The sequence below is a fragment of the Mesorhizobium sp. 113-3-9 genome (assembly GCF_016756515.1).
Classification (GTDB): domain Bacteria; phylum Pseudomonadota; class Alphaproteobacteria; order Rhizobiales; family Rhizobiaceae; genus Mesorhizobium.
This window is the reverse complement of sequence record NZ_AP023246.1, coordinates 6,218,496-6,244,960: the sequence shown is the minus strand read 5'-3', so window position 1 is coordinate 6,244,960 and position 26,465 is coordinate 6,218,496. Positions and strand designations below refer to the sequence as shown.

At 63.8% G+C, this 26,465-nt stretch carries 26 protein-coding genes; 14 read left to right on the top strand and 12 right to left on the bottom strand.

Translation table 11 applies throughout. From position 1 onward, the window contains the following. Positions 1-86: 86 nt before the first annotated feature. From MesoLj_RS30450 to MesoLj_RS30435, 4 genes are all read left to right on the top strand, one after another. On the top strand, positions 87-974 hold the full coding sequence (locus MesoLj_RS30450; protein WP_140769596.1) for a LysR substrate-binding domain-containing protein: 888 nt from the start codon (positions 87-89) through the stop codon (positions 972-974). Between the two features lie 194 nt (positions 975-1,168). Beyond that, positions 1,169-2,824 (top strand): ABC transporter substrate-binding protein, encoded by a 1,656-nt coding sequence (locus tag MesoLj_RS30445; protein ID WP_202323632.1) that lies wholly within the window; start codon positions 1,169-1,171, stop codon positions 2,822-2,824. A gap of 125 nt (positions 2,825-2,949) precedes the next feature. Next, positions 2,950-5,370, top strand: a complete 2,421-nt coding sequence (locus MesoLj_RS30440; protein WP_202323631.1) for a GcvT family protein — start codon at positions 2,950-2,952, stop codon at positions 5,368-5,370. 111 nt (positions 5,371-5,481) lie between these two features. Next, positions 5,482-6,384 carry an SMP-30/gluconolactonase/LRE family protein gene (locus tag MesoLj_RS30435; RefSeq protein ID WP_202323630.1) on the top strand — a complete coding sequence of 301 codons (903 nt, stop codon included), beginning with the start codon at positions 5,482-5,484 and terminating at the stop codon, positions 6,382-6,384. A 90-nt stretch (positions 6,385-6,474) separates the two neighbouring features. Here the strand turns inward: MesoLj_RS30435 and MesoLj_RS30430 are convergent, their stop codons facing one another. The 5 genes from MesoLj_RS30430 to MesoLj_RS30410 all read right to left on the bottom strand — a co-directional run bounded on the left by MesoLj_RS30430 (position 6,475) and on the right by MesoLj_RS30410 (position 10,722). Continuing rightward, the gene (locus tag MesoLj_RS30430; protein ID WP_202323629.1) at positions 6,475-7,380 is read right to left on the bottom strand and encodes an allantoinase PuuE; all 906 of its coding nucleotides are present in this window, start codon (positions 7,378-7,380) and stop codon (positions 6,475-6,477) included. Between the two features lie 50 nt (positions 7,381-7,430). After that, positions 7,431-8,498, bottom strand: a complete 1,068-nt coding sequence (locus MesoLj_RS30425) for a pyridoxal phosphate-dependent aminotransferase (protein WP_244735208.1) — start codon at positions 8,496-8,498, stop codon at positions 7,431-7,433. Between the two features lie 247 nt (positions 8,499-8,745). Next, positions 8,746-9,486: an NAD(P)H-dependent oxidoreductase gene (locus MesoLj_RS30420; protein ID WP_202323628.1), complete on the bottom strand. Its 741-nt coding sequence runs from the start codon at positions 9,484-9,486 to the stop codon at positions 8,746-8,748. Next, positions 9,483-9,686 (bottom strand): hypothetical protein, encoded by a 204-nt coding sequence (locus tag MesoLj_RS30415; RefSeq protein ID WP_244735594.1) that lies wholly within the window; start codon positions 9,684-9,686, stop codon positions 9,483-9,485. The genes MesoLj_RS30420 and MesoLj_RS30415 overlap by 4 nt, the downstream gene beginning before the upstream one ends. A gap of 103 nt (positions 9,687-9,789) precedes the next feature. After that, on the bottom strand, positions 9,790-10,722 hold the full coding sequence (locus MesoLj_RS30410) for a LysR substrate-binding domain-containing protein (RefSeq protein ID WP_202323627.1): 933 nt from the start codon (positions 10,720-10,722) through the stop codon (positions 9,790-9,792). A 148-nt stretch (positions 10,723-10,870) separates the two neighbouring features. Here MesoLj_RS30410 and MesoLj_RS30405 point away from each other — a divergent pair, with 148 nt between their 5' ends. The 5 genes from MesoLj_RS30405 (at position 10,871) to MesoLj_RS30385 (ending at position 14,910) form a co-directional block, all read left to right on the top strand. Beyond that, positions 10,871-11,383, top strand: a complete 513-nt coding sequence (locus MesoLj_RS30405; RefSeq protein WP_202327534.1) for a thiamine pyrophosphate-binding protein — start codon at positions 10,871-10,873, stop codon at positions 11,381-11,383. 5 nt (positions 11,384-11,388) lie between these two features. Further along, complete coding sequence (locus tag MesoLj_RS30400; RefSeq protein ID WP_140769781.1) at positions 11,389-11,976, top strand: thiamine pyrophosphate-dependent enzyme; 588 nt, start codon at positions 11,389-11,391, stop codon at positions 11,974-11,976. Positions 11,977-11,984: 8 nt separating this feature from the next. Further along, positions 11,985-13,463 carry an aldehyde dehydrogenase gene (locus MesoLj_RS30395; RefSeq protein ID WP_202323626.1) on the top strand — a complete coding sequence of 493 codons (1,479 nt, stop codon included), beginning with the start codon at positions 11,985-11,987 and terminating at the stop codon, positions 13,461-13,463. A gap of 198 nt (positions 13,464-13,661) precedes the next feature. Next, positions 13,662-14,456, top strand: a complete 795-nt coding sequence (locus tag MesoLj_RS30390; protein WP_140769579.1) for an SDR family NAD(P)-dependent oxidoreductase — start codon at positions 13,662-13,664, stop codon at positions 14,454-14,456. After that, positions 14,446-14,910 (top strand): VOC family protein, encoded by a 465-nt coding sequence (locus tag MesoLj_RS30385; RefSeq protein ID WP_244735207.1) that lies wholly within the window; start codon positions 14,446-14,448, stop codon positions 14,908-14,910. The genes MesoLj_RS30390 and MesoLj_RS30385 overlap by 11 nt, the downstream gene beginning before the upstream one ends. Positions 14,911-14,950: 40 nt before the next feature. On the opposite strand, the gene MesoLj_RS30380 is transcribed toward MesoLj_RS30385, so the two are convergent. Beyond that, positions 14,951-15,604, bottom strand: coding sequence for a GntR family transcriptional regulator (locus MesoLj_RS30380; RefSeq protein ID WP_140769577.1), 654 nt, complete (start codon positions 15,602-15,604; stop codon positions 14,951-14,953). Positions 15,605-15,725: 121 nt separating this feature from the next. After that, the gene (locus MesoLj_RS30375; RefSeq protein ID WP_244735206.1) at positions 15,726-16,898 is read right to left on the bottom strand and encodes an NAD(P)/FAD-dependent oxidoreductase; all 1,173 of its coding nucleotides are present in this window, start codon (positions 16,896-16,898) and stop codon (positions 15,726-15,728) included. 211 nt (positions 16,899-17,109) lie between these two features. Here MesoLj_RS30375 and MesoLj_RS30370 point away from each other — a divergent pair, with 211 nt between their 5' ends. From MesoLj_RS30370 to MesoLj_RS30350, 5 genes are read left to right on the top strand one after another with little or no spacing between them, the layout of a single operon-like run. Continuing rightward, a complete protein-coding gene (locus MesoLj_RS30370; RefSeq protein WP_202323624.1) occupies positions 17,110-18,312 on the top strand; it encodes a pyridoxal phosphate-dependent aminotransferase in 1,203 nt (400 codons plus the stop codon). Then, entirely contained in the window at positions 18,312-18,776 is a 465-nt protein-coding gene (locus MesoLj_RS30365; RefSeq protein WP_244735205.1) for an acetyl-CoA carboxylase biotin carboxyl carrier protein, read from the top strand. Before MesoLj_RS30370 ends, MesoLj_RS30365 begins: the two co-directional genes overlap by 1 nt. A 4-nt stretch (positions 18,777-18,780) precedes the next feature. After that, a complete protein-coding gene (gene accC, locus MesoLj_RS30360; protein ID WP_202323623.1) occupies positions 18,781-20,154 on the top strand; it encodes an acetyl-CoA carboxylase biotin carboxylase subunit in 1,374 nt (457 codons plus the stop codon). Continuing rightward, positions 20,144-20,566 carry an acetyl-CoA carboxylase biotin carboxyl carrier protein gene (locus tag MesoLj_RS30355; protein ID WP_202323622.1) on the top strand — a complete coding sequence of 141 codons (423 nt, stop codon included), beginning with the start codon at positions 20,144-20,146 and terminating at the stop codon, positions 20,564-20,566. Before accC ends, MesoLj_RS30355 begins: the two co-directional genes overlap by 11 nt. A 10-nt stretch (positions 20,567-20,576) precedes the next feature. Further along, a complete protein-coding gene (locus tag MesoLj_RS30350; RefSeq protein WP_202323621.1) occupies positions 20,577-21,350 on the top strand; it encodes a LamB/YcsF family protein in 774 nt (257 codons plus the stop codon). Between the two features lie 50 nt (positions 21,351-21,400). Here the strand turns inward: MesoLj_RS30350 and MesoLj_RS30345 are convergent, their stop codons facing one another. The 5 genes from MesoLj_RS30345 to pxpB all read right to left on the bottom strand — a co-directional run bounded on the left by MesoLj_RS30345 (position 21,401) and on the right by pxpB (position 26,465). Continuing rightward, on the bottom strand, positions 21,401-22,426 hold the full coding sequence (locus MesoLj_RS30345) for a proline racemase family protein (protein ID WP_202323620.1): 1,026 nt from the start codon (positions 22,424-22,426) through the stop codon (positions 21,401-21,403). 44 nt (positions 22,427-22,470) lie between these two features. Then, positions 22,471-23,502: an Ldh family oxidoreductase gene (locus MesoLj_RS30340; protein ID WP_202323619.1), complete on the bottom strand. Its 1,032-nt coding sequence runs from the start codon at positions 23,500-23,502 to the stop codon at positions 22,471-22,473. Between the two features lie 40 nt (positions 23,503-23,542). Further along, positions 23,543-24,709 (bottom strand): epoxide hydrolase family protein, encoded by a 1,167-nt coding sequence (locus tag MesoLj_RS30335; RefSeq protein WP_202323618.1) that lies wholly within the window; start codon positions 24,707-24,709, stop codon positions 23,543-23,545. A gap of 122 nt (positions 24,710-24,831) precedes the next feature. Further along, entirely contained in the window at positions 24,832-25,812 is a 981-nt protein-coding gene (locus MesoLj_RS30330) for a 5-oxoprolinase subunit C family protein (RefSeq protein WP_202323617.1), read from the bottom strand. After that, positions 25,809-26,465, bottom strand: a complete 657-nt coding sequence (gene pxpB, locus MesoLj_RS30325) for a 5-oxoprolinase subunit PxpB (RefSeq protein WP_202323616.1) — start codon at positions 26,463-26,465, stop codon at positions 25,809-25,811. Before pxpB ends, MesoLj_RS30330 begins: the two co-directional genes overlap by 4 nt.

Here is a 26,465-nt window from a genome sequence, read left to right as displayed (position 1 = left end):
AAAAAAATACACGTCTTGTGGTCGGTCACGATTGAACGCCGCCCTGTCTGTGGGATAGCTATCACTGCGTCTTGCAGGAGTTAGCGATGAAGCCGCCACCCCCGTTGAACTATATCAGATCCTTTGAGAGTTCGGCCCGGCATCTCTCCTTCACCGCCGCCGCCAACGAACTCGGATACACGCAGGCCGCGGTCAGCACCCATGTCCGCGCGCTCGAACATTACATCGGACGGCAATTGTTCATCCGCTACCCGCGCAGCCTCAAGCTCACCGAGATGGGCGAGGCCTTCCTGCCGACCTTGCGCCAGGCCCTCGATCAGATCGACCAGGCAACGGAGGCGATCGTGACCTCTTCGCGCAACCGCACCGTGGTCGTCTCCTGCCCGATGAGCCTGGCGGAGAACTGGCTGGCGGGCTGCATGGCCGCGTTTCGCAAGAAACATCCCGAGATCGAGATCGTGCTGCACGGTACGATCTGGGAGGATATCAGTGAACAGATCGCCGACATCACGATTTCGACGCGCCGCTTCGACGATCGCCCTCCCGCCGGCATCCCGCTTTGGAACGACGAACTGCTGTTGCTCTGCGCGCCTTCGCTGCTCGAAGGCGAGCATGCCGTGAAGGCGCCGGCGGATATCCTCAAGGTGGACTGGATCTTCGTGCACGGCCGCCAGGAATACTGGCAGGTTGTTGCCACCGCGCTCGGCGTCGACATGGACGAGCACGACAAGGGGCTGTCGACGAACGCCTCCAACATCGCGCTCGAACTCGCTGCCATGGGGGCCGGACTGGTCGCCACCCAGCGGTCGCTTGCCCATGCCTATCTGCGTCGCGGACTGCTCGTCGAACCCTTTCCGGTTCGGCCGCCAAGCCCCTGGAATTACTACCTCACCGAGAGCCAGCTCTCGAAAGGAAACATCGCTCGCATTGTGCGCGAATGGATCCTCTCGCGAGCACGCGAAGACAGCGCCTGATAGCCGTCCGCGAGCGGGCGACAGGCCCGCGCTCAAAAAATTGACACGCCAATGGCATCGTTTTTTTAGGTCTTTAGGGCCGCGTTTTGGCGGTTCTTCATGGCTTGAGCCCTTCCGGGATTTTTGCATCGCCCCTAACATGAATATCGCAAGGGGAATGTAACGGGCGGAAAGCCCTGAACCGGAGAACAACGATGACAATGTTCAAGAGCAACGGTGACCGCGTCCCGGCGGTTATCGAAAGCTACGCAGCCGAAGTCAAAAGCGGCAAGATGGATCGCCGCGAATTCCTGGCCATGGCAAGCGCGATGGGGGCCTCCACGGCGTTCGCCTATTCGATGGCCGGCATCGCCCCGGCCAAGGCCGCGACGATCGTGCCCGGCAAGAAGGGCGGCATCCTGAAGATGCAGATGATCATCAAGGACATGAAGGATCCGCGCTCCTGGGACTGGTCCGAGATCGCCAACGTCATGCGCCAGTGCAACGATTACATGATCCGCTACACCACCGACTTCACCTTCGAGGGACACCTGGTCGAGAGCTGGGAAGTGAGTGACGACGCCACGCAATACACGCTGCATCTGCGCAAGGGCGTGAAGTGGTCGAACGGCGACGACTTCAACGCCGACGACATCGTGCACAACATCGAACGCTGGTGCGACAAGGCGGCCGAAGGCAATTCTATGGCCGGGCGCATGAGCTCCCTGATCGATCCCGCCACCAAGAAAGCCGCGGCCGGCGCCATCACCAAGGTCGACGACCACACGGTGAAGCTGAAATGCAATCAGTCCGACGTCACCATCATTCCGGGCTTTTCCGATTATCCGGCGGTCATCGTCCATCGCGACTTCGACAAGAACGGCGCCGACATGCTCAAGACGCCCGGCACCGGTCCCTATGAGCTGATTTCGTACAAGGTCGGCGAGTCGGCCTCGGTGCGGCGGCGCAAGGACTTCACCTGGTTCGGCGGCGAGCCCTATCTCGATGGCGTCGACTGGACCGACTACGGATCGGACGCGTCCAACCCTGCCATCGGCAGCGCCTTCGAGGCCGGTGAGATCGACTGCAACTACCAGACGGTGGGCGGCACGGTCGACCTCTATGACAGCATGGGGCTGGTCAAGGAGCAAGTGGTCACCGCCGGCACCATCGTGCTGCGCACCAATGTGACCAACAAGCCGTATGACGACAAACGCGTGCGCAACGCCATACAGCTCGCTGTCGACAACGAGACGGTGCTGAAGCTCGGCTACAGCGGCCTTGGGCAGGTCGCTGAGAACCACCATGTCTGTCCGATCCATCCGGAATATTACGCGCTGCCTAAAGTTCCGCGCGATATCGCCAAAGCCAAGGCGCTTATGGCCGAGGCCGGCCAGACGGATCACGAATTCGAGCTGATCTCCTACGATGCGGACTATGTGAAGGACCCGGCCGACGTCGTCGCCGCGCAGATGCGTGAGGCCGGCTTCAAGGTCAAGCGCACCATCATTCCGGGCTCGTCGTTCTGGAACGACTGGACGAAATATCCGTGGTCGACCACCGATTGGGGCATGCGGCCGCTCGGCGTCCAGGTGCTGGCGATCGCCTATCGCAGCGGTGAGGCCTGGAACGAGTCGGGCTACGCCAATCCGGAATTCGACAAGAAGCTCAGCGCGGCGCTCGCCGTGGCGGACGTCGACAAGCGCAAGGAGCTGATGAAGGACGTCGAATCCATTCTGCAGGACTCCGGCATCCTCATCCAGGCCTTCTGGCGTTCGCTGTACCGGCACCACGCAACCTATGTGAAGAACCTTGGCATGCATCAGACATTCGAACTGCAACTGGATAAGGTCTGGCTCGACAAGGCATAGGTCGGTTCAACCACAGCAAATATCTCGGGGGCGCATGTTGCGCCCCCGAACTCGCCGGGCGACTGCGATTGACCAGTCAGCTAATTCAAACGCCAGGATAAAGTCGCCGTACAAAGGGAAGAAACATGCGTACTCATGCACAAGCCGTCGTCATCGGCGGCGGTCTGATCGGCTGCTCGATCCTCTATCACCTTGCCAAGTTCGGCTGGACGGATGTCGTCCTCCTCGAGCGCAGCGAACTGACCTCCGGTTCCACCTGGCATGCGGCGGCAAACATTCACGGCCTGCATGATTCCACCAACATCAGCCGCCTCCAGCACTACACGATGGCGCTCTACAAGGAGTTGGAGGCCGAGACCGGCCAGGGTTGCGGCATCTTCCAGCCGGGCTCGCTCTATCTCGCCCAGACCGAGGCGCGCGAGCATCAGCTGAGGCTCCAGGAGGCCAAGGCGCGGCGCTACAAGATGAATTTCTACGAAGTCGCGCGCGACGAGGCGGAGCGGCTGCATCCGCTGGTCGACTTCGACGGCATACGCTGCATCATGTACGAGCCGGAAGGCGGCAATGTCGATCCGTCCGGCGTCACCGCGGCCTACGCCGCCGGCGCGCGCCAGCGCGGCGCCGAGATCCATCGCTTCACGCCGGTGACCGCGACCGAGGCGCAAGCAGACGGCAGCTGGATCGTGCGCACGCCGAAGGGCGACATCCGTACGCAATGGGTGGTCAACGCCGCCGGCCTGTGGGGCAGGGAGGTCGCCGCCATGGCTGGCCTGCAGCTGCCGCTGATCCCGACCGAGCACCAGTATTTCGTTACCGAGACCATTCCGGAAATCGCCGCCATGGGCCGCCGCTTGCCTTCGGTCGCCGATCGTGACGGCGAGTACTATCTGCGCCAGGAGGGCCTCGGGCTGCTCATCGGCGCCTACGAGCGCAAGATGAAATTCTGGGCCGAGGACGGCACGCCGCTGGACTTCGGCCACGAACTCTTTCCCGACGATCTCGACCGTATCGAGGAGAACATGCTGCGCGCGATCTCGCGCGTGCCGGCCGTCGGCACAGCCGGCGTCAAGAAGGTGATCAACGGGCCGATGATCTGGTCGCCGGACAGCGCGGTGCTGTTCGGGCCGGTGCCCGAACTCAGCAACTATTTCTGCTGCAACGGCATCATTCCCGGTTTCTCGCAGTCGGGCGGCATGGGCAAGCTCGCGGCTGAGTGGATGATCGAGGGTGAGCCCTCGCTCGACATGTTCGCCTGGGACATGGCGCGCTTCGGCCACTGGGCCGGCAAGGCCTTCACCAAGGCCCGCGTCCAGGATCAGTACAGCCATCGCTTCAAGATCCATTTCCCCAACGAGGAACGCGCCGCCGGGCGACCGGTGCGCACCAGGCCCGTCTACGACACGCAAAAGGGAATGAACGCCGTCTTCGGCCTCAATTTCGGCTGGGAGCACCCGCTGTGGTTCGCCGCCGAGGGCGAGCCGCGCGAGGAGACGATCGGCTTCACGCGCCAGAACTGGTGGGAACCAGTGGGCCGCGAGGCGCGCATGCTGCGCGAACGCGCCGGCATCATCGACATCTCCAATTTCGCCAAATACGAGGTCAAGGGCACTGGTGCCGAGGCCTGGCTCAATGCGCTGTTCGCCAACCGCATGCCGGTAAAGGTTGGCCGCTCCTGCCTCACGCCGCTGATCGGCAAGCGCGGCGGCATCGCCGGCGACTTCACCGTGACCAGGCTCGCCGACGACGAATTCATGGTCATCGGCTCCGGCATGGCCGAACGCTTCCACCAAAGGTTCTTCAAGGCCGTCCCCTTGCCCGAGGGCACGACCTTCCGCTCGCGCACCGAGGAGCTCTGCGGCTTCAACGTGGCGGGACCGAGTTCGCGCGACCTCCTGCGGCGCCTGACCAATGAGGATCTGTCGAACGAGGCATTTCCCTTCATGCAGTCGCGACGGATCACCGTCGCCGGCATCGATGTGGTGGCGCTCAGGGTGTCCTTCACCGGCGACCTTGGCTGGGAACTGCATTGCAAATCCACCGACCAGGTCGAGCTCTACGACGCGCTGCTCAAGGCCGGCAACGAAGTCGGCGCCGGACCGGTCGGATCGCGTGCGCTGATGTCACTGCGCGTCGAAAAGGGCTATGGTAGCTGGAGTCGCGAATATTCGCCCGAATATTGGCCGCAGGAGGTCAAGTTCGATGGCCTTGTCAAAATGGACAAGGGAGCGTTCCTGAACCGCGATGCCTATGCCGCCATCGCCGGCAAGCCGGCGCGCGATGAACTCATCATGCTGTCGATCGACGCCAGGGATGCCGACGCGACCGGCGGCGAACCGATCTTCCTCACCGATGGCACGCCTATCGGACAGGTGTCTTCGGGCGCCTATGGCTATTTCGTCGAGAAGTCGCTGGCGCTCGGCTATGTCAAGGCCGGCTCGGCCAAGGCCGGGGACAAGGTCTCGGTCGCCATACTGGGAAGGCCGCATGAGGCGATCCTGCTGCCGCATCCGCCCTTCGACCCCGAAGGCAAGCGTTTGCGCTCATAGAAGCCCGGCCATCCATCCATTCGACGAACCGACGAAAACCGTGACCGGCCGGAAACGCCGGCGAAGCTGGACGAGGAAGATTTCGACCATCTGAAAACAAAGGGGAATCGCATGATCAAATGGCATCTGCTGGGCACCATGTTTGCCCTGGCCCTCACATCCTCCGCGCATGCGGGAGACGTCAAGGTCATCAATGAAGACGCGTGGTTCGCCGAAGGTCCGATCTGGTATCAGGACAAGCTCTTCTACGTCGAATACGGCCGCGGCACGGTGACCGTATGGGACGGCAAGAAGAACGAGATCTTCTGGAAGATGGACGGTTGTGGCCCTTCAGCGGTGTTACCGACGACATCCGGCGAGTTTCTTGTCACCTGCTACGACAGCAACTCGATCGGCCGCATCTCCGCCGACGGCAAGACGCTGCCGGCCTATGACAAGGATACGGACGGCAAGCCGTTCAGCGGACCGAATGACTTCGCGCCCGACAAGGATGGCGGCATCTACTTCACTGGGTCCGGCAAGGGCGGACCGCTGATCGACGCCTCGGCCTACTACATCGGCAAGGATGGCAGCGTGAAGAAGGTTGCCGGCGACCTGCACAATGCCAATGGCCTGGTCATGTCGAACGATGGAAAAATCCTCTACCTGGTCGAGACCGAGGATAACAGGATCATCGAGTTCGACGTCCAGCCCGACCACGGCCTGGGCAACCGCCGCGTCTTCCTGCGCCTCGACGACCTGTTCCCCAACCAGCCGCATATCTGGCCTGACGGCATCAAGATGGACAAGGCCGGCGAGATGTATATCGGCCAGAGCCCGCGCTCGCTCGATGCGCCAGGCAAGATCATCGTCGTCGACAAGGATGCGAAGCTGCTGCGCACGCTTTCGGTTCCGTCGCCGTCCATGCCGAATTTCGCCTTCGGACCGGACGAGAAAGAACTCTACGTGATGGCGCTGGACCAGATCGACGCGGCGCCATGGCACGGCAAGGTCTACGAGGTTCCGAACAAGTAGGGTTTAGCCGGCGGCCAGAGCAATTCCAGGAAAAGTGTGAAGCGGTTTTCCGTCCGGAATTGCGTCAAAACAATGCCGCCGAATGCTTTCTCAGCCGCCGAACCGATCCAGCCAATGTTGGGCAAGGTCGGAGCGGCGGCAGATCCATATATCCGGATTGGCCTTGATCTTGTCGAGGAAGCGGGCGAGCCCGATCATGCGGCCCGGCCTGGCCGCCAGCCGGCAGTGCAGCGAGACTGTCATCATGCGCGGCGTCTTTTCGCCTTCGGCCAGCAGCCAGTCCACGCCATCGCTGACATATTCGAAGAACTGGCTGCCTGTCTCCAGGCCGGAGCCGCGCGAGAACCGGCTGTCATTGTTGTCGAAGCTGTGCGGCACGACCAGATGCCGCTTGGCATCGACGTCGACAAAATAAGGCAGGTCGTCATTGTAGTCGTCGCAGTCGAACAGGAAGCCGCCATGCTCCGCCACCAGCCGCCGGGTGTTGAGACTGGGCCGGCCCGTGTACCAGCCAAGCGGGCGAATGCCGGTCAGGCGCTGGACGGTGTCGACGGTCATGGCAATGTGCTGGCGCTCCTCGTCCTCGCTCAGCGGCGCGTAGTCGATCCAGCGCCAGCCATGGCAGACGATGTCGCTGCCAAGTGCCGCGATCGCCTGGCCGGCCGCCGGATTGAGTTCGAGCGCTCGCCCGACGACATAGAAGGTCGGGATGATGTTCTTTTCCTGGAACAGCGAGGCCAGCCGCCATACGCCGACGCGTGAGCCGTATTCGTAGAGCGATTCCATGTTGCGGTTACGCAGACCCGGCGCCGCCGGGGACACGGCAAGGTCCGACAGGATCGCCTCGGAGACGCCGTCGCCTTCGCCGATGCTGTATTCGGCGCCTTCCTCATAGTTGACGACGATGTTGAGGGCCAGCTTGGCGCCGCCAGGCCACTGCGCGGCGGGCGGCTTTTCGCCATAGCCGATGAAGTCTCGGACGGGCAGGTACGGCATCTCTCAAATCTCCCCAGGGTGCAAGTCGCAAAAACATGCGGTCGCCGGATCTAGTCGCCGCGCATGTCGATCAGTATGCGCAGCGCCCGATCCATCATCTCTTGCGGGCCGACCGTCGCGCGCAAACAGTCGGTGAGGCCGTAGCCCCCCAGGCTCCGCACGATGATACCGGCGCCGCGCAAGGTCCTCTCGGTAGCCTCCGCGGCGGCTGCGCTGGCGAAGCGGATCAGCACGAAATTCGCCCGACTTTCGGGAACATGGTACCCGGCAGACCTCAGGTCATGCGCAAACCGGTCGCGAATTCCGGCCGTGCGGGCCACCGTTTCGCGCATGTAGGCCTGGTCCTCCACAGCCGCGACGGCCATGGCGAGGCTAGGCGTCGTGACCTGGTTCGAATTCTGCATCTTGCGCACTTGCGCCGCGACCGAAGGCGCAAACAGGCCCCAGCCGACGCGCGCCCCGGCGAGGCCATAAGCCTTGGAGAGGGTACGCAGCACGACGGTATCGCCGCGCGCGACGAGCGCAAGGATCGGCCCGGGGTCTTGGTCGTCGAATTCGCCATAGGCCTGATCGATCACCAGGAGCACGTCTGGCCGCAACGCCGCGCGCAGTCGCAGCAGTTCGCTGTTGCGGATACGGGTGCCGGTCGGATTGCCCGGATTGCAGACGAAAACGATACGCGTTGCGGGCGTGACCGCAGCCAGGATGCTGTCGATCGAAACGGTGAAATCGTGCTCTGCTGCCTTGACGTAGGCCGCACCGACACGCGCGGCGGCGGATGCGGCGAAATTATAGGCATAGGAGGTGCCAAGCACCTCCTCGCCCGGGCCCGCAAACGCCGCGACGGTGCAACTGATCAGGTCCATCGAACCGGCGCCGCACAGGATCATGTCGCGCTCGACCCCATAGGCTTGCGCGATCGCCCCGCGCAGTGCCGTCCAGTCCGGGTCGGGATAGAGATGGCTGCGGGCAATCGCGTCCTGGCCAGCGGCGATGGCCTTGGGGCTGGGCGGAAAAGCGCTTTCATTCTGAGCAAGGGTTGGCCCGTCATAGCCACCGAAATTCGCAAGCGCGAAGGCGGACATGGCCTCGATATGAGCTCCTGCTTTCAGCGGCACGCTGCATCCATCGGAATTTGGATGTCGACCATCTCGCGCACCACCTTTGTTGGACCGGCTCGTGCGCAGGCTACAATCCGCCAGCCTGTTCACAAGCAAAAACTTACCGCGCAATGGCTCCGAAATTCTGGCCCTTGTTCTGCGATGCGCTTGTCATCCGGCAATGCCGCTTCAGTCGTCGGCGAAGGCGGACCGTGCGAAGCGGCGCGGCGCCACCTGCTCGTCCTCCAGCGGGCACGCGCCGGCGTCAGCTATTGCGCTGCACTCCAGAGCGGGCGAGCACGCCCGGCTTCAGCCGCTCGTTCTTGCCGTAATCCTCGGCGGGGTGGAAGAACAGCCGCGGCGTGTCGTCGATCTCTGCCAGCCGCTTGCCGTAGGCCTCGAGATAGGCCTGGCGGTCATCGTCGCCGACGCGGCCCGGCATGTAGGCGACGAAGGGCGGCAGCACGTCGAAGCCCGAATAGCGCAGCAGGCCGTTATGCACGGGCCACAGCACGGTGAGGATATCGCCGTCAATGCCATCGGGCGCATAGGTGTCGGCCGATGTGCCCGTGGTGGCGGCCACCATGGCGAGCTTGCCCTTGAACATGCCGGTGTCATATTTGCGGCCCGGCAGATAGGCGAAACCGCGTGCGAACACACGGTCGGCCCAGCCCTTGAGGATTGCGGGCATGCCGAACCACCAAATGGGGAACTGGAAGAGCACGAAGTCGGCCCGCCTTACTTTTTCGATCTCGGCCGCGATGTCGGACGAGAGCACGCCGGCCTCGTAGGCGGCAGTTTGTTCGCGCGGCAGGCTGAAGAACTCCGGATCGTTGCGTTCACCTGATATGTCGCCGGGCCCGGCGACAGGGTTGAAGCCCATTGCGTAGAGGTCGCTGACGACGACTTCGTGGCCGGCGCGGGTCAAGGTTTCCAGCGCGAGATCCTTCATGGCGCCGTTGAAGGACTTCGGTTCCGGATGGGCATAGACGATGAGGATGTTCACGGCGATAGCTCCTGGTAGGAACGCGGCAGGCCGAGCACATGCTCGGAAAGGTTTGACAGGATGAGGTTGGTCGAGATCGGCGCGACCTGATAGCGACGCGTCTCGCGGAACTTGCGCTCGACATCGTATCCCTCCGCGAAGCCGGGAACCCGTGTGCGGAGCCTGGCGGCGGCGTCGCGGATGTCCTGGTACTGGTCCATGAGGGGCCCCGGCCTTCTGTCTCGCGCAGGCCGTATTATCGTTGCGGCACTCCCCATCCGCAATGCAAGGCTGGCGTTATCAGATATGCCGGAATTCAAACGCTCAGGGTGAGCCAAGAAGCTGGCCGACCCATACGGTCCTTTCGACCAGGTCCTTGACGATGTCTTCTATGGCTTGGCCGGCAAACCGTGCCAGCCGCGAGGCGGGCCGGTCGGCCGGGTAGGCAAGGATGAGGCGGCGCACGGGCACGGGATCGATCAGCGGCGCGGCGGTCAGCAGGCCGGCGGCGACATCGGCGTGGATGGGGGCGAGCGGCAGGATCGTCCAGCCATGGCCGTTGCGTACCAGGTCCTTCAGCGCGGCATACGAATCTGCTTCGATGCCGACATCGAGCGTGATGCCTGATTCTGCGGCGCAGCGTTCGACGATGGTGCGCAGCCCATGCTTGATGCTGGGCATCAGCAGGCGTTTGCCGGCGAGCGATGCGAACGGCACCGCGCGCACCGTGGAGAAGCCGGCCTCGGGTGGACCGATCAGGAAGAGGTTTTCCAGCAGCAGCGGGCGGGAGCGCAGCGATCTTGCCATGCGCGGGTCGTAGAGCACTGCGACGTCGACCTCGCCGCGGTGCAGCCAGTCCAGCAGATAACCCGTATAGGCGCTCACCAGCCTGAGCTTGGCCTTGGGGTGGGCCTTGCCGAAGGCGGCGGCGAGCGGCAGCGAAATGATGTCTGCCACCGTGGGTGGTAGGCCAATGGCGACCTCGCCGGTCAGCGGCGCGTCGGCGGGCGTGGCCGTGGCGCGGATCTCGTCGATCTCGGCCATCACGCGCATGGCGTGCGCCAGCACTTCCTTGCCCTGCTCGGACAGCACCATGCCGCGTCCGTGGCGCAGGAACAGGGCAAATCCCAGTTCTTCCTCCAGCATGCGCACCTGCCGGCTGAGAGCCGGCTGTGCGATGTGCAGCCGGTCGGCTGCCTTGCTGAGGCTGCCCAGATCGGCGACGTGGATCAGGGTGCGCAGTTGCGATAGCTCCATGAGCTATCGAATATCATTATATCTGATCACGAGAAAGAGACGAAGATTGGATCGCAGAACAGAGGTAGTCTGACGCCAATCCAATCCTCGGGGGTCCAAGGTGACAGCGAGCCTGAAAGCAAGACAAGCGGATACAGCCGCTTCCACGGTGCCTGAAAAGCAGTGGCCGGATCAGGTCTATGATGTGCTCAAGGCTGCCGGCATCAGCCAGATGTCCTATGTGCCCGATGCCGGCCACACCACCTTGATCCGCCGCTTCAGTGAAGATCCGGAGGTCGTGACCAACGTGCTGACGACCGAGGAAGAGGGCATCGCCATCGCCGCCGGCTCGTGGCTCGGCGGCAAGCGCAGCGTCGTGCTCATGCAGTCCTCCGGCGTCGGTAACTGCATCAACATGCTGTCGCTTCCCGTGCAGGCACGCCTTCCCCTGCTCGTCCTGGTGACGATGCGCGGCGAATGGGCCGAGTTCAACCCGTGGCAGGTGCCGATGGGGCAGGCGACGGAAGCCTCGCTGAAGGCGATCGGCCTCAGGGTACTGCGCGCCGAGACCGGTCCAGATCTAGTCGAGACGGTGGCGCAGGCGGCCTCGATGGCGTTCGACGCCGACCAGCAGATCGCCGTGCTGATCGGGCAGCGGCTGCTTGGCAAGAAGAAGTGGTGAGCGACATGAACTTGCCGACGATGGACCGTAGGGTCGCGGTGAAGAAGCTCCTCGATGCCCGCGACGGCGCATTGGTGGTGACCGGTCTAGGCTCGCCGAGCTACGATGTGCACGCTGCCGGTGATCGCGACGACAATTATTACCTCTGGGGCGCCATGGGCGGTGCGGCGCTGATCGGCCTCGGACTTGCTCAGGCCCAGCCGCTGAAGCGGGTCATGGTCATTACCGGTGACGGCGAACAGCTCATGGCGTTCGGGTCGCTGGCGACGATCTCGGTGGCGCGGCCCAAAAACCTCGATCTGATCGTGCTCGACAACCAGCATTTCGGCGAGACCGGCATGCAGTCGAGCCACACCGGAAAGGGCATCGCTTTCGACAAGGTCGCGGCTGCCTGCGGCTTCGCCGAAACCCGCGAGTTGCGTTCGCTGGAGGAGGTCGAGGCGCTGTGCGACCAGCTTCGCCGCCCGGCCGAAGGCCCGCGCCTGTTCGTGCTGAAAATCGCAGCCGAAAATCTGCCCCGCTCGCTGCCGCCGCGCGACGCGGTCGAGGTCAAGAACCGCTTTCGCGCCCATCTGGGCCTCGCCACCTGTTGAGGGCCGATATGCCGCTGGTTAGCTTCCAGAACACGGTCGGCGGTCGGCTGCAATCGATTGCCCATGCATTCGAGAGCCACGATCCGTTTACCGGCAGGGCTTGGGCACTGATCCCGCGCTGCGGCAAGGCCGAGGTCGACGCCGCCGTGGCGGCTGCCAAGGCGGCTTTCCGGTCGAAGGAATGGGGCGGCCTCACGCCAACCGCGCGCGGCAAGCTGCTGGTGAGGTTGGCGGATCTGATTGCGGAGAACGCCGAGCGCATTGCCGCCATCGAGACGCGCGACAATGGCAAGCTGCTCACCGAGATGACGGCGCAGCTGCGCTATATCCCCGAATGGTTCCGCTATTTCGGAGGGCTTGCCGACAAGATCGAAGGCTCGGTGCTGCCGATCGACAAGGCTGATATGTTCGCTTTCACCAGGCATGAGCCCTTGGGCGTCATCGCGGCCATCGTGCCCTGGAATTCGCCCCTGCTGCTTCTGACATGGAAGCTCGCACCGCTGCTGGCGGCAGGCAACACGGTCGTCATCAAGCCGTCGGAACACGCCTCGGCCTCGACGCTGGAATTCGTGAAACTGTTCGCGCAGGCGGGTTTCCCTCCGGGCGTCGTCAACACCGTCACCGGCATGCCGCAGGACGTCGGCGTGCCGCTCGTCTCCCATCCCGACATCGCCAAGATCGCCTTCACCGGTGGCGAGCCGGGCGGTCTCGCCGTCTATCGCGCGGCGGCCGAGGGACTGAAGACCGTGACGCTGGAACTGGGCGGCAAATCGGCCAACATCGTCTTCGACGACGCCAATATCGAGAGCGCGGTAAACGGCGCGATATCCGGCATCTTCGCGGCCAGCGGTCAGACCTGCATTGCCGGCTCGCGCCTGCTGGTCCACCGCAAGATACACGATCGGTTCGTGGAAGATGTCATCACGCTCGCGGCAAGTGCCCGGATAGGCAATCCGTCGCTGGCCGAAACGCAGGTGGGGCCGATCACCACGCATGCCCAGCGCGACAAGGTGCTTTCCTATCTCGGCATCGCACGGCGCGAGGGTGCGCTGTGCGTGCTTGGCGGCGGCAAGCCGGATGCGGCCGAACTGGCCGACGGCTGGTTCGTCCAGCCCACCATCTTCACTGGCGTCAACAACACCATGCGGATCGCCCGCGAAGAGGTGTTCGGGCCGATCCTGTCCGTCATCCCGTTCGACGACGAGGAAGAGGCCTTCGCCATCGCCAATGACAGCCCCTACGGGCTGGCGGCAGGTATTTGGACCGGCGACATGGGGCGGGCGCTGCGCGGCGCGGCCGCGATGGAAGCCGGCATGGTCTGGATCAATTCATACCGCGCCGTCTCCTATATGGCGCCCTTCGGCGGCTACAAGAGAAGCGGTATCGGTCGTGAGAGCGGGCAGGAGGCGATCAATGCCTATCTGCAGACCAAGACGGTGTGGATAGACACGGTTGGCAAGACCGCCAACCCGTTCGTGATCCGCTAGAGCATGATCCCGAAAAGTGGGAACCGGTTTTGGGAAAAGATCATGCTCCAACAAACAGATAGAGCAGGATGACGATTAAACCAAACGTCACCCTGCTCTAGGATAGGCTTCGGTGGGAGAATTATCCCTATCCGTGGCCGAGCTTGGTGTGCCGATCCCACGAACGGTGACCTGCTCACAATGACGAAGGAATTGCACATGAGACAGGCGGGCAAGGTGGCTGTTGTCACCGGGGCGGCGCGCGGCATCGGGCGCGCTTGCGCGGAACGCTTTCTGGCCGAAGGCGCTTATGTCGTGATCGGCGACATCGATGCCGCGGAACTGAAGAAATGCGCCGCTGAAATCGGCACGGACGAGACCGTCCTGGCAGTGATCACGGATGTCAGCAGGAAGGATCAGGTCGATGCGCTGGTCGCGGCGGCGGTGGCGAAGTTCGGTCGCCTCGACATCATGGTCAACAATGCCGGCATCGCTCCGGTCCAGGACTTTCTCGACATCACAGAGGCGGACTACGACAGGGTTCTCGCCGTCAACCTGAAGGGCGCGTTCATGGGCACCCAGGCCGCGGCCCGCCAGATGATCGCGCAAGGCAACGGTGGCGTTATCGTGAACATGTCCTCCATCAATTCCGGCCTCGCCAATCCGCGCGTCGCCACCTATGCGATCTCCAAAGGCGGTATGAACCAGGTCACCAGCACCGCGGCCGTCGCCTTCGCCCCCCATGGCATCCGTGTCGTCGGCGTCGGCCCGGGCACCATCGCAACAGAGATGGTGATGGACGGGACCTTCATCGATTCTGAAGAAATGCGGCAGGCGATCCTTTCGCGCACACCGCTGGGGCGCCTCGGGACGGCGGCCGAGATCGCTTCTGTCGTGGCGTTCCTGGCCAGCGACGATGCCTCCTACATCACCGGCGAGACGATCTATCCCGACGGGGGACGCCGCGTGCTGAACTATACGGTTCCGGTCAAGAGTGAGAAAAATGGGAAGTGAGGAAATGGGCAATTTCGACAAGCTGCATCACATCTGCATCGTCGTGCATGATATCGACAAGGCGCAGACCTATTACGATTCCATCGGTATAGGACCGTGGGAAGCCTATCCGCCGCTGGCCGAATATGAGGAACTCCAGGTGCCCAGCCCCGAGGGATTCAAGGTGATGCAATACCGTATTTGCAACCTGCCGAATGTTCAGCTGCAGCTTTGCCAGCCGAGCCGTGATCCTTCACCGCAGCGGATCCATCTGGACACCAAGGGCGAGGGTGTCTTCCACATCGGCTTCGAGGTTCGTGATGCCGACGCGGCCGAAACCAAGGCGCAAATCGATGGGCTGTCCGTGCTGATGCGCGGGCGCAGGAAAAACCGCACCGGCTTCACCTACTACGATACGGCCGACAAGGCTGGTGTCATCCTTTTGACCCGGGCAACCAATCTGCCCGGCAAATGATCCGTACCGGGGTGGCCGGCCGGGGATCGGGGTCGCTTCGTCAGCTGCCCCGCAATTCCTGGAGCCGGTCGACCAGGAACTTGCCGCTGGTGATGATATGCATTTCCAGGAGGCTGACGGCGCGCAGCGTATCCTTGGCTTCGCAGAGCTCGATGAGTTGCCAGTGGTCACGGTCAGACTGTGCCTGGATCTCGGTGAGCGTGACCATCATGCGCGTGTATCGTTCCAGCTGCTGGTAGATGCGCCCGACCAGTTCGATCGTCGCCTTGCGGCCGGACGGCGCGTAGAGCGCTGCGTGGAAGTTCCAGTTCAACTGGTTGGAATATTCACCGGTCCGGCCTTGTTCCTGGTGCTGCTTTGCCCGTTCACGGGCAAGCGCGAGATCGGCCTCCGTCATCCTCGGAATGGCAAGGGCAAGCAGCCAGGTTTCAATCCGGGCCCGCAATTCGTAGAGCTCGAGGATCTCGTCCAGGGAGATCGAGGTGACGACCGCGCCCTTGTGGGAGACGAGCGTGACAAAGCCTTCGGAGTGAAGCTGATGCAGCGCTTCCCGTACCGGTATCCGGCTGACGCCGAACTCGGTGGCCAGATGTTCCTGCCGCAACTGGAAGTTGGCCTCGTATTCGCCGATCAGGATTTTCTGCCTGATGGCGTCCGCGACCTGGGCCGAGATGGTTTTCTTCTGTACGAGCATTGATCAGCCTGGGGGCGACCGCCTTGTGATTTGGCATGCGGCGCAATTTTGATTGAAGAAACGGACGCATAGCACTGCGCATAGGTTGTTGTCACTCCGAAGGCCCGCCGCCGGTTTCGCCTCAGTAGACATGTTCCTCGATGGGCTGGCCGCTGGCGATGCGCTCATAGCGGAAGGCCGAGAGGTCGATGGAGCGGTATTCTCCGTAGGCGATCAGGTCGCTGACCCCTGAGCCTGTTGCCGCCGCGTGCATCATGCCGTGTCCGCTGAAGCCGGTGGCCAGTACGAAGTTCGAGACCTCCGGATGACGCCCGATAATGCCGCTGTGGTCGAAAGTATTGTACTCATAGAGCCCTGCCCAGGCGCGCAGCATCCTGAGCTGCTCGAACCCGGGCACACGATGGGCAAGTGCGGGCCAGATCAGGTCGTCGAACAGCTCGTAGTCCACATCCAGGCCAAAATCGTCCGGATCATTCTCGCGCAGCGGCGGAATCCCGCACAGGAAAAGCTGGCCCTCCGGCCGCAGCCAGAAGCCGCTCGTATCGAAGACGAAGGGGCAGTTCTCGATCCTTGCCGGGGTCTCGAAGACGAAAACGCAGCGTTTGCTCGGCACGACCGGCACCTCGACACTGGCCATCCGGGCGATGCCCGCGCTCCATGGCCCGGCCGCGTTGATCACCGTGCCGGCTACCAGCCGTTCGCCATTGTCCAGCACCACCTCGCCAACCCTGTGCGATGAAGCCATGGCCAGTCCGGTCACGGTCGCGGCGATGTAGTCGACCTTCTGAGCGCGCGCCTTTCGGCGAAATGCCTGCATCAAGCCAGGGCCGTCGAACCAGCCCTCGCTGCCGACACCGAATGAGCCAAGGGCGAGGTCTTCCGTGTTGAGCCAGGGCAAGCGCCGCGCCAGATCGGACTGTTCGATCAGCTCGATGTCGACGCCCATGCTGCGCTGAACCCGGTTCTTTGCGCGTTGTGCGTCTGCCCGCTCGGGCGTTGCCAGCACGAGATAGCCGGGCTGATGGAGCCCGATGTCCGCCGGCTCGTCGCCAATGGCAAGCCGCGTCCCCACATTGCGCAGGAACTCCATGCTGAATTTCGACATGGCGATGTTCGGCGGCGTGCCGAACTGCTGGCGTATGGCGCTGGTCGACAGCGAGGACGAAGAGGCAGTGTAGTAGGGATCGCGCTCGATCACAGCGATGCTGCCGCTGAAATCCGGATTGGCGGACAGGAAATAGGCGATCGAGCTTCCGACAACGCCTCCACCGATGATCACCACATCATATTTCATGCCCATTCCAGTCGCGTTCCCTATCCGGCCGATATATGGTCTGGCGATGGATTGGATACTTTCGTGGCCAATCTCGCCTCCTTCACCCAGTCATAGCCCGGTCTCCGATAGAGAAAAAGGGGTTTGACGTGAAAAAAGGAATACATTATCCAATTTTAAACAGAACAGGATCTGCCTCGGCAATCGAGGTGGCCATGCCGAGGAACGTTCCGTGGGCCTCATTGCTCCCCGTCTCGACGTCATCAAGCCAAGCCCGAGCATGGCGGTCACCGCCCGGGCCATCGAAATGCGCTCTGCCGGCATCGACGTCATCAGCCTCAGCGCCGGCGAGCCGGACTTTCCGACGCCGCCGCATATCGTCGAGGCGGCCTACGCGGCGATGCGCAGGGGCGAGACGCGTTACACGGCGGTCGACGGTACGGCCGCGCTGAAGAAGGCGGTGGCGGACAAGTTCAGGCGTGAAAACGGTCTTGACTACAAGCCGACGCAAATCTCTGTCGCCGGTGGCGCGAAGCAGGTCATCTACAACGCCATGCTGGCGACGCTCGCTCCCGGTGATGAGGTTGTCGTTCCCGCACCCTATTGGGTCTCCTACACCGACATCGTGCTGTTGGGCGAAGGCAGGCCGGTGGTCGTTCCCTGCACGCAGGCCGATGGGTTCAAGCTGACACCGCAGGCTCTGCGCGGCGCAATCACCGAACGCACGAAATGGCTGCTCCTCAACACGCCTTCCAATCCCACGGGCGCCGTCTATGGCCGTGACGAACTCGCCGGATTGGCCGAAGTGCTGCTCGACCACCGCCAGGTCCATGTGCTGACCGACGACATCTACGAGCATATCCTGTTTGACGGCCGCACCTTCGACACCATCGCCGGTGTCGAGCCGCGGCTGAAGGACCGCACGCTGACGGTCAACGGCGTGTCCAAGGCCTATGCCATGACCGGCTGGCGGATCGGCTACGCCGGCGGACCGGAGCCGCTGATCCGCGCCATGGCGACGGTGCAGAGCCAGAGCACGTCGAACCCGTCCTCCATTTCGCAGGCCGCGACCATAGCCGCGCTCGAGGGTCCGCAGGATTTTCTTCGCCCGCGGGCGCTCGAATTCCAGGACCGGCGCGATCGGGCGCTGGAACTGCTGCGGGCAATCCCCGGCCTCACCTGCCAGACCCCGGAGGGGGCTTTCTATCTCTACCCCGATTGTTCGGCCCTTATCGGCCGACGCCGTCCCGACGGCGTTGTCATCGGCGGCGACGACGACCTCTCGCTCTATCTGCTCGACCAGGCGCGGGTCGCGGTGGTTCAGGGCTCGGCCTACGGCCTGTCGCCGCATTTCCGCATTTCCATAGCCACGTCGATGGACCAGATCGAGAAAGCGATCGGGCGCATCGCCGAGGCTGTCCAGGCGCTGCGGTAATGTCGGCGATGGATCTGGACTTCGTCCATGGGCTGATCGAGCTTGTCGCGCGTTCGCCCATCGATGAACTGGAAGTCGAGTGCGACGGCGTGCGCGTGCGCCTCGCAAGGCAGATGTCAGCGACGCCATCCGCGACGCAGGCCGGTTCGTCGGCACAGCCTTTGCCAACTGCCGCCGTGGTCGTTCCCGCTGCTTCCGCCCCAATGGTCTCGACGATAGCGCGGCATTCGATCCGTGCCCCGCTGACCGGTGTCTTCTACCGCGCCGCCGCCGAAGGCGAGCCACCGCTCGTTTCCGTCGGCGACATTGTCGAGGAGGGGCAGAAAATCGGTGTGCTGGAAGCCATGAAGACGTTCAACGTCGTGGAATCCGACCGCGCTGGAAAGATCGCCGAGATCGCTTTCGAGGACCATGCCGGTGTGCAGTCCGGCGACGTGCTGTTCGTCTTGGAAGAGGCGGGCTGAGGCGATGTTCGATACCGTCCTTATCGCCAACCGTGGTGAAATCGCGCTGCGCATCCTGCGCGCCTGCCGGGCCCTTGGATTGAAGGTGGTCGCGGCCCATTCGCAAGCCGATACCAGCCTTCGCCACGTGGCGTTGGCGGACAGGGCGATTTGCATCGGCCCGGCGACCGCTGCTGGAAGCTATCTCAACATCGGCGAGATCATCGCCGCCGCGCAGCTTACCGGCGCGGGCGCGATCCATCCGGGCTATGGTTTCCTTTCGGAGAACGCCGCCTTCGCCGAAGCCGTCGAGAATGCCGGCCTTGCCTTCATCGGCCCGTCGTCGGCGGCGATCCGCGCGATGGGCGACAAGGTGTCCGCCAAGCGGATGATGATTGCCGCCGGCGTTCCCTGCGTTCCAGGCTCGGAAGGCGCGCTGCCGCAAGACGAGCAGGCGGTGCGCGGCATCGCTTCGGCCGTTGGCTATCCGGTCATTGTCAAGGCAGCCGGCGGCGGCGGCGGGCGCGGCATGCGCATCGTGCGGTCTGAGAGCGGGCTGATGGAAGCCGTGTCGCTGGCGCGCGAGGAAGCGGACCGCGCTTTCGGCAATCCGCAGGTCTATCTAGAGAAATTCCTCGAGCACCCGCGCCATATCGAGATCCAGGTGCTGGCCGACCGGCAAGGGACGGCGGTCTGGCTTGGTGAGCGGGACTGCTCCATGCAGCGGCGCCACCAGAAGATCATCGAGGAAGCGCCGGCGCCCGGCATCGCGCGCGAGGCGATCGCCGAGATCGGCGAGCTGTGCGCGCGTGCATGCCTGACCATCGGCTATACCGGTGCCGGCACCTTCGAATTCCTCTACGAGGGCGGGCGCTTCTATTTCATCGAGATGAACACCCGGGTGCAGGTCGAGCATCCCGTTACCGAGCTCGTCACCGGCATCGATATCGTGCGCGAACAGATCCGCATCGCCCAGGGCGAGCATCTGTCGTTCAGGCAGGAAGACATCCGCATTCAGGGCCACGCTCTGGAATGCCGCATCAACGCGGAGCATCCCTACAGCTTTCGGCCGCATCCTGGCCGGGTCGAGCGGTGGACGCCTCCGGGCGGTCCGGGCATCCGCGTCGAATCGCACCTCTACTCCGGCTACACGGTGCCGCCGCACTACGATTCGCTGGTGGCCAAGCTGTTGGCGCATGGCGCGACGCGAGCCGATGCGGTCCGGCGCATGAGCGGCGCGCTGGCCGAGATGGAGGCTGTCGGCATCGCCACCAACGCGCCGCTGCATGGCCTGCTGATGGAGGAGCCAGGCTTCGCCGCCGGAGGCTTCGATATTCATCATCTTGAACGTCTCATCGAAGGCGGCTTGCTCAAGGGACGGGGCGGCGATGACGCTTGAAGAAATCGAAAGGCTGGCCGGCTGGTGCACACGCGCCGGCATCGGTGAGATCGAGCTGGCGCAGACCGGCTTCTCGCTGCGCCTGCGTCTGAACCTGCAATCGTCCGTCGCCGAAACGTCCTTGGCTGTGGCCACGACCCCCAAGGCCGAAGCGGCCTTCAACGGCGTGCGCGCACCAGGCGTCGGCGTCTTCCGTCTCGATCATCCGACGACCGGTCGCCCGGTTGCCGCATCAGGCCAGACGGTTCGCAAAGGCGAGACAGTCGGTGTCCTGCAAGTCGGGTCACACCTGAAAGCCGTGCTTGCGCCCGACGATGGCGTGCTGGGCGCCGCACTGGTCGAGGACGGAGCGGTGGTCGGTTACGGCACGCCGCTCTACGCGCTGGCAACAGCCGATCGTGCAAGACAATGAGGAAGGCGCCATGAGCGGACTGCAGGTCGATATCAATTCGGACATGGGCGAGGGTTTCGGCGCCTATAGGCTCGGCGACGACGCCGCGATCCTCGGCATCGTCAGCTCCGCCAATGTCGCCTGTGGCTTTCATGCCGGCGACCCGGAGATCATGGCCGCCACCTTCTCGATGGCGCGCGAGAAGGGCGTCGCGGTTGGCGCGCATCCGAGCTTCGCCGATCTGTGGGGGTTCGGACGCCGTGTCATTCCGCATTCCATGGATGAGATCGAAAGGCTGGTGGCCTACCAGGTTGGTGCGGCGCAGGCGCTGTCCGCCTATGCCGGCCACCCGATCCGCTACGTCAAGGCGCATGGCGCGCTGGGCAATCTTACCCAGACCGACCGTGGCGTCGCCGAAGCCGTGACGCGCGCGGTCAAGGCCGTCGATCCCGACCTGATATGTCTCGCCATCGCGCTGGGCTTCCAGGACAGGATCGCGCGCGACGCAGGCCTGACGGTCCGGTCCGAAATCTTCGCTGATCGCGCCTATACGGAGGAAGGCTTTCTTGTCTCGCGCAAGCTGGAGGGCGCGGTCATCCACGATGCCGAGAAGGCCGCGGAACGGGTCGTCCGCATGGTCAGGCAAGGTGCCATCGAGACGATTTCGGGGCAGTTGCTGAAAACGCCGATCGATTCGATCTGCGTCCACAGCGACACGCCGGCGGCCGTCACCATCGCCGCGCGTGTGCGGGCCCGGCTGGAAGAGAGCGGTGTCGAGGTAAGAGCCTTCGTGACAACAGCCTGAGCATGGCGGAACAGGAACGAGGCCGTGCCTGCCGGCACGGCCTCGTTTGTTCAGAACCAGACGTCTGCCAGCCTGTGGCCGCGCGGATAGGGATCTGTCGGGTCGAGGCCGTACTGGCCGATGCTGGTGATCCAGGCCTGTCCGGCGATGGTGACCACGACGGCATCAAGGTCGCCCACGCGTGCGTTGGCGATCACGCGCGAATCGAAATGGGTCCCGATGATCGACTTGTTGCGAAACAGCTCGCCCTTGGCGATTTGACCCTTTGCCGACATTACCGCCAGACGCCCGGTGGTGCCGGTTCCGGTTGGAGAGCGGTCGAGCCTGCCATGCAGGCAGACCGTGCCGTTGATGCTTTCCACGCGCCCGTCGACGCGCGCGATCGGGCCTTCGAAGATGACATTGGAGACATCGCGGATCTTCGGGTTCTCCGGATGCACCACCTTGAGCTGCTCGTTGACCGCCTTCTTGATCCTTTGGCCTGTCAGGGACATTTGATGAGCCTCGTCGGGGGTGACGGCAAAGCCGAGCGCGCTTGCGTTGACATGGGCGAAAGTCATGCCGCCATAGGAGGTGTCGACGGTGATGGTGCCCAGCCCTTCGACCTCGACCGGCGTGTCGAGATGGAGCGCGAAAGCCGGCACGTTGGTGAATTCCACTTGCTTCACCTTGCCGTTCTCGCACAGGCAGCGCACTTCGATCATTCCTGCCGGGGCTTCCATGCGCAGCAGTGTCTCGGGCTCCTGCATCGGGATGATCCCGGTTTCCAGTGCCACCGTGGCGACGCAGATCGTGTTCGAGCCCGACATGGGCGGATACTCGGTGCTTTCGATGATGACATAGCCAAGATCGGCCGAGGGGTCGCAAGGCGGCAGGATGATGTTGCCGTTGACGTATGGCGCGCCACGCGGCTCGAACAAGAGCAATCCACGAATGTCGTCCATATGCTCTTCGAGATATTCCTTCTTTTCGAACATCGTTTTGCCGGGAACGTCCCTGACGCCCCCGGTGATCACGTTGCCCACTTCACCTTCGGCGTGGCAGCCGACGACCGTGAATGTTTTCGCCCAGCGCATTTCTGTCCCTCCTGTGGTTGGTCTTGGCCTTGGCCATTATCGGTTCAGACCGCGTCGAGCCCTTGCTCGAGAAGACGGTCAAGTTGCTCCATTTCCTGGTGCGTGAGGACAATGCCGTCGCGCTCCGACTTTTCGCGGGCCAGGAACCGCCGCTGCGAGGGCAGGCGCGCGCCTTGGCCGAGGATCGCTTCGAACAGGGCTTCCGCGCGAGCCAGGGGATTGCCGGCCCGACCGGCGGCGAAGGCTTGCGGCGAAAAGGCGATGATCAACTCGCCATGCGACGGATAAAGCGTCGTGGTGCCGATCAGGTCCAGCGCCTCGGGGCTGGTCAGGTCGCCAATCATGATGCCGGCGAGCAGTTCGATCATCGTGCCGATGGCGGAACCCTTGTGCCCGCCGAAGGACAGCATGGCGCCGGCGAGCGCGACCTCGGGATCCGTCGTCGGCTTGCCGTCCGAATCGATGGCCCAACCTTCAGGCAGCGGCTTGCCAGCCCGGCGATGGAGTTCGATCTCGCCGCGCGCGGCAACCGAGGTCGCGAAATCGAAGACATAGGGTGGCTGTCCCTCGCGCGGCCAGCCGAAAGCAAAGGGATTGGTGCCCAGCAACGGCCTGTTGCCGCCGGTCGGGGCGACGGTGGCATAGCTCGGACACATGGCGAGGCCGGCAAGGCCGGCTTGCGCCAAGGCCTCGACCTCGACCCAGAGAGCGGAAAAATGCACGGCGTCATTGATCGCCAGCGCCGCGACGCCACAGGCATGTGCCCGCTCGATCAGCGCCGGCAGGCCGACTTCGAAGGCCGGGTTGGCGAAGCCGCCCTTGGCGTCCACTTTCACGATGGCCGGTGCCTGTTGCGGCAGCAACTCGGGCACCGCGTCTGGCGTGACCTTCCCGGCCTTGATCGTGCGTAGCGCCCCTTTGATGCGATAGATGCCATGCGACTTGCAGGCGTCGCGCTCCGCGGCGACGATGACCCGCGTGATGGCGCTGGCCTGGAGGGCGTTGAGACCGGCCTTGTGAAAAATTGTGTCCACGCGCGCGGACAAGGCATCGGTGCTGAGAACGCTGGTGCTCATTTTCTGGCCTCTGGGTTGGCGGCACGCGACGTATCTGCCGTCAGGAAAATTTCAGGTCGCGGGCAAAGTCTATGAGATCCTGCGCAAGCAGCACAGGCTGCTCGAGAGCCGCAAAATGGCCGCCGCGCGGCATCGCGGTCCACCGCCGCACGTCGCGGAAGACACGCTCGACCCAACTCCTTGGCGGCATTGGCAGTTCTTTCGGAAACAATGCCACCGCGAGCGGCACGTCGATTGCCGTGCCGCGCGGGAATGCAAGCGGGCGCGCGCGCGTTTCCCAATAGAGGCGCATCGACGAGGCGACTGTCCGGGTGAACCAGTAGAGCGAAATGTCGGCAAGCATGTCGTCCTGCGAAAAGGTGGCCTTGCCCAGATCGCCGTCGCAATCGCTCCAGTCTCGGAACTTCTCGATCATCCACGCCGCCAGTCCGACTGGCGAATCCGTCAGCCCGTAGGCAAGCGTTTGCGGGCGCGTGCCTTGGATATGGCCGTAGGCGCCGTGGAGATCCGCCCATTCGGCTTTCCGTTGCAGGAACGCGCGTTCTTCCGAAGTCAGGTCGCCGTCCAGGCCCGCGTCGTGGGGAGGCAGGTATGAGCCGGGAATGAAATTCAAATGGGCCCCGGCCAGACTGTCGGGATGCGCATATGCCAGACATGTCGAGACGCTGGCGCCCAGATCTCCGCCTTGCGCGAGATATCGCTCATAGCCGAGACGGCGCATCAATTCCGCCCAGAGCCCGGCAACGGTGAACAGGTTGAGACCGGGCCTGCCTGGCCGGCTTGAAAAGCCATATCCAGGGATCGACGGGACCACGACATTGAAGGCATCCTCCTGTCTTCCGCCATGGGAAAGCGGGTCGGTCAGAAGTGGGATCAGCCTGTGGAATTCGAAGACGCTGCCCGGCCAGCCATGGGTGAGGATCACCGTCCTGCGGGTCGCGACGGCGGCGGGCGCATGGATGAAATGGATGGTTTGATCGCCAATATCCGTCTGGTAGTGCGGATGGATATTCCAGGCGGCTTCCTGCTTGCGCCAGTCGAAGCCGGTGCCCCAATACTGCATAAGCCGCCGCAGCGCCTCATACTCGGTTCCCTGCGCCCATCCTATTGCCTGCAACTGGTCCGGCGTGCGCCAGGCTGAAATGCGCTTCTTCAATTCATCGATTTCAGCCTGGGCAATCTGGATCGTGAAAGGGCGCATTTCCATTGACCTGTCCTGCTCGCTGATACCTGCCGAACGAAGCGAATGCGGATATCGTACCGCCCCCCTGTCATCGCCGTCGAATCTCGGCCCGATCGGCACGGTGGGAGAGCGCGCACGTCTTTCGTTCAACCCGGCCGTGGCCGTGCGGCCACAAGGTTGCGTGCGGCGGCGAAGTCGTGAAGCCACGTCTGGCCAGCGCGGAGCGCGTCTGTCGACGCTTCGACGGAGACCGGCAAGAAGCGCAGATTTGCGCCGACCGGCGCTTGCGCCAGCCGCCACAGGTCGGCCTCGATCACAGTGGCGATCTTCGGATAGCCGCCGCAGGTGTTGGCATCGGCAAGCTGGATGATCGGCTGGCCGGATGGCGGCACCTGAATGGTGCCCGGTACGATGCCGTGTGACAAGAGTTCCAGCGGCGAGATGAGCGAAAGCGGTTCTCCGGACAGCCGATACCCCATGCGATTGGCATCGTTGGTGATGCTCCATTCGCCGGTGGTGAAGGTTGCCTGGGCCTCCGGCGTGAAGGCGTCGAACTCGGCCGCCGGCAGAACCCGCAGTTTGATGGCGGCGGCAAGGCCATCGGCCGCGCCGCGTCGCTCTTCCAGCGCTGCGCCAAGGCCGCCCGCCGGCAGCGGGCATTGCGCGGGGTTGAGCGCGAGCCTGTCGCCGCGTGCCAGGCCGCGCCCTGCCAACCCGCCGAAATTGCCTTTCAGATCTGTCGCGCGCGATCCCATCACCGGCGGCAGATCGAGCCCGCCGGCGAAGGCGATGTAGGAGCGAGCACCGGTGCGCGGCGCGTCGATGACGAGCGTCTCGCCAGCGCGGATCGTCATCGCCCACCAGGCCGGGCAGGGCCGGTCGGCGATGCTGACGGTGCAATCCGCGCCTGTGACGGCGACGGCTGTGTCCATATGGGCGCGGAACCGGAACGGATGCAGCGCGACTTCTATCCCGGCCGCGGCAACGTCATTGCCCAGCATGAGGTTGGCGACTGCCAGGGCCTGCTTGTCCATGGCGCCGCCATGGCTGACCCCGAGCGCGAGATGGCCGGGCCGGCCAAGATCCTGGACCGTGTTCAGCAGGCCGGTGGTGAGGATCTCGATCATGCTTCGATACCGGCGATTGTGAACCGGATCTTGTCTCCGGGCTTCAGCAGCACCGGCGATTGCGCTTCGGGCGTGAAGAGCTTCATGTCGGTATGGCCGACAATGTGCCATCCGGACGGCGCGGTCATCGGCATGATGCCCGCCTGCGCGCCACCGATGATGACGGCACCCTCGGCCACTTTCAGGCGCGGCGTACCCCGCCTTGCCCAGGCAAGTCGAGGGTCAAGGCCCGAGAGATAGGGAAAGCCCGGCATGGCGCCGATGGCGGCAACGGTATAGGTGGCCGCGGCATGGCGCTTGACGGTCTCGTCTATGGTCATGCCGCAATGCGCGGCCCATCCGGCCAGGTCCTCGCCACGCGCGCCGCCATAGTCGACGGGAACGGTGTGATCGGTGCCGGCCACCGCGCGGGCATCGGTGCCGGTCCAGAGCGACCTTAGCTGCGCGCCGATGCTCATTACGTCAGTGGTCAGCGGGTCGAACAGCACGAGCAGGTTGTTCATGCCGGGCACGGCCTCGCGCACCCCCTCCAGCATCAGCGCGGCCTCCGTCACCGCCCAGACCAGTTCCTGGACAGCATCGTCAAAGGCGCCCTGCGCGCCATCGAGAAGCAGGGCACCGGACCCGGCGAGGCTGATGCGGGGCATGGTCAT

Bases quoted from the DNA above. Each gene is read 5' to 3' on its own strand.
- MesoLj_RS30435 (WP_202323630.1), top strand. From the start codon at position 5,482: ATGATCAAATGGCATCTGCTGGGCACCATGTTTGCCCTGGCCCTCACA.
- MesoLj_RS30330 (WP_202323617.1), bottom strand. From the start codon at position 25,812: ATGATCGAGATCCTCACCACCGGCCTGCTGAACACGGTCCAGGATCTT.
- MesoLj_RS30345 (WP_202323620.1), bottom strand. From the start codon at position 22,426: ATGCGCTGGGCGAAAACATTCACGGTCGTCGGCTGCCACGCCGAAGGT.
- MesoLj_RS30430 (WP_202323629.1), bottom strand. From the start codon at position 7,380: ATGCCGTACCTGCCCGTCCGAGACTTCATCGGCTATGGCGAAAAGCCG.
- MesoLj_RS30335 (WP_202323618.1), bottom strand. From the start codon at position 24,709: ATGGAAATGCGCCCTTTCACGATCCAGATTGCCCAGGCTGAAATCGAT.
- pxpB (WP_202323616.1), bottom strand. From the start codon at position 26,465: ATGACCATGCCCCGCATCAGCCTCGCCGGGTCCGGTGCCCTGCTTCTC.
- MesoLj_RS30355 (WP_202323622.1), top strand. From the start codon at position 20,144: ATGACGCTTGAAGAAATCGAAAGGCTGGCCGGCTGGTGCACACGCGCC.
- MesoLj_RS30440 (WP_202323631.1), top strand. From the start codon at position 2,950: ATGCGTACTCATGCACAAGCCGTCGTCATCGGCGGCGGTCTGATCGGC.
- MesoLj_RS30340 (WP_202323619.1), bottom strand. From the start codon at position 23,502: ATGAGCACCAGCGTTCTCAGCACCGATGCCTTGTCCGCGCGCGTGGAC.
- MesoLj_RS30445 (WP_202323632.1), top strand. From the start codon at position 1,169: ATGACAATGTTCAAGAGCAACGGTGACCGCGTCCCGGCGGTTATCGAA.
- MesoLj_RS30350 (WP_202323621.1), top strand. From the start codon at position 20,577: ATGAGCGGACTGCAGGTCGATATCAATTCGGACATGGGCGAGGGTTTC.
- MesoLj_RS30450 (WP_140769596.1), top strand. From the start codon at position 87: ATGAAGCCGCCACCCCCGTTGAACTATATCAGATCCTTTGAGAGTTCG.
- MesoLj_RS30380 (WP_140769577.1), bottom strand. From the start codon at position 15,604: ATGCTCGTACAGAAGAAAACCATCTCGGCCCAGGTCGCGGACGCCATC.
- MesoLj_RS30365 (WP_244735205.1), top strand. From the start codon at position 18,312: ATGTCGGCGATGGATCTGGACTTCGTCCATGGGCTGATCGAGCTTGTC.
- MesoLj_RS30375 (WP_244735206.1), bottom strand. From the start codon at position 16,898: ATGAAATATGATGTGGTGATCATCGGTGGAGGCGTTGTCGGAAGCTCG.
- MesoLj_RS30390 (WP_140769579.1), top strand. From the start codon at position 13,662: ATGAGACAGGCGGGCAAGGTGGCTGTTGTCACCGGGGCGGCGCGCGGC.
- MesoLj_RS30415 (WP_244735594.1), bottom strand. From the start codon at position 9,686: ATGGACCAGTACCAGGACATCCGCGACGCCGCCGCCAGGCTCCGCACA.
- MesoLj_RS30410 (WP_202323627.1), bottom strand. From the start codon at position 10,722: ATGGAGCTATCGCAACTGCGCACCCTGATCCACGTCGCCGATCTGGGC.
- MesoLj_RS30385 (WP_244735207.1), top strand. From the start codon at position 14,446: ATGGGAAGTGAGGAAATGGGCAATTTCGACAAGCTGCATCACATCTGC.
- MesoLj_RS30400 (WP_140769781.1), top strand. From the start codon at position 11,389: ATGAACTTGCCGACGATGGACCGTAGGGTCGCGGTGAAGAAGCTCCTC.
- MesoLj_RS30395 (WP_202323626.1), top strand. From the start codon at position 11,985: ATGCCGCTGGTTAGCTTCCAGAACACGGTCGGCGGTCGGCTGCAATCG.
- accC (WP_202323623.1), top strand. From the start codon at position 18,781: ATGTTCGATACCGTCCTTATCGCCAACCGTGGTGAAATCGCGCTGCGC.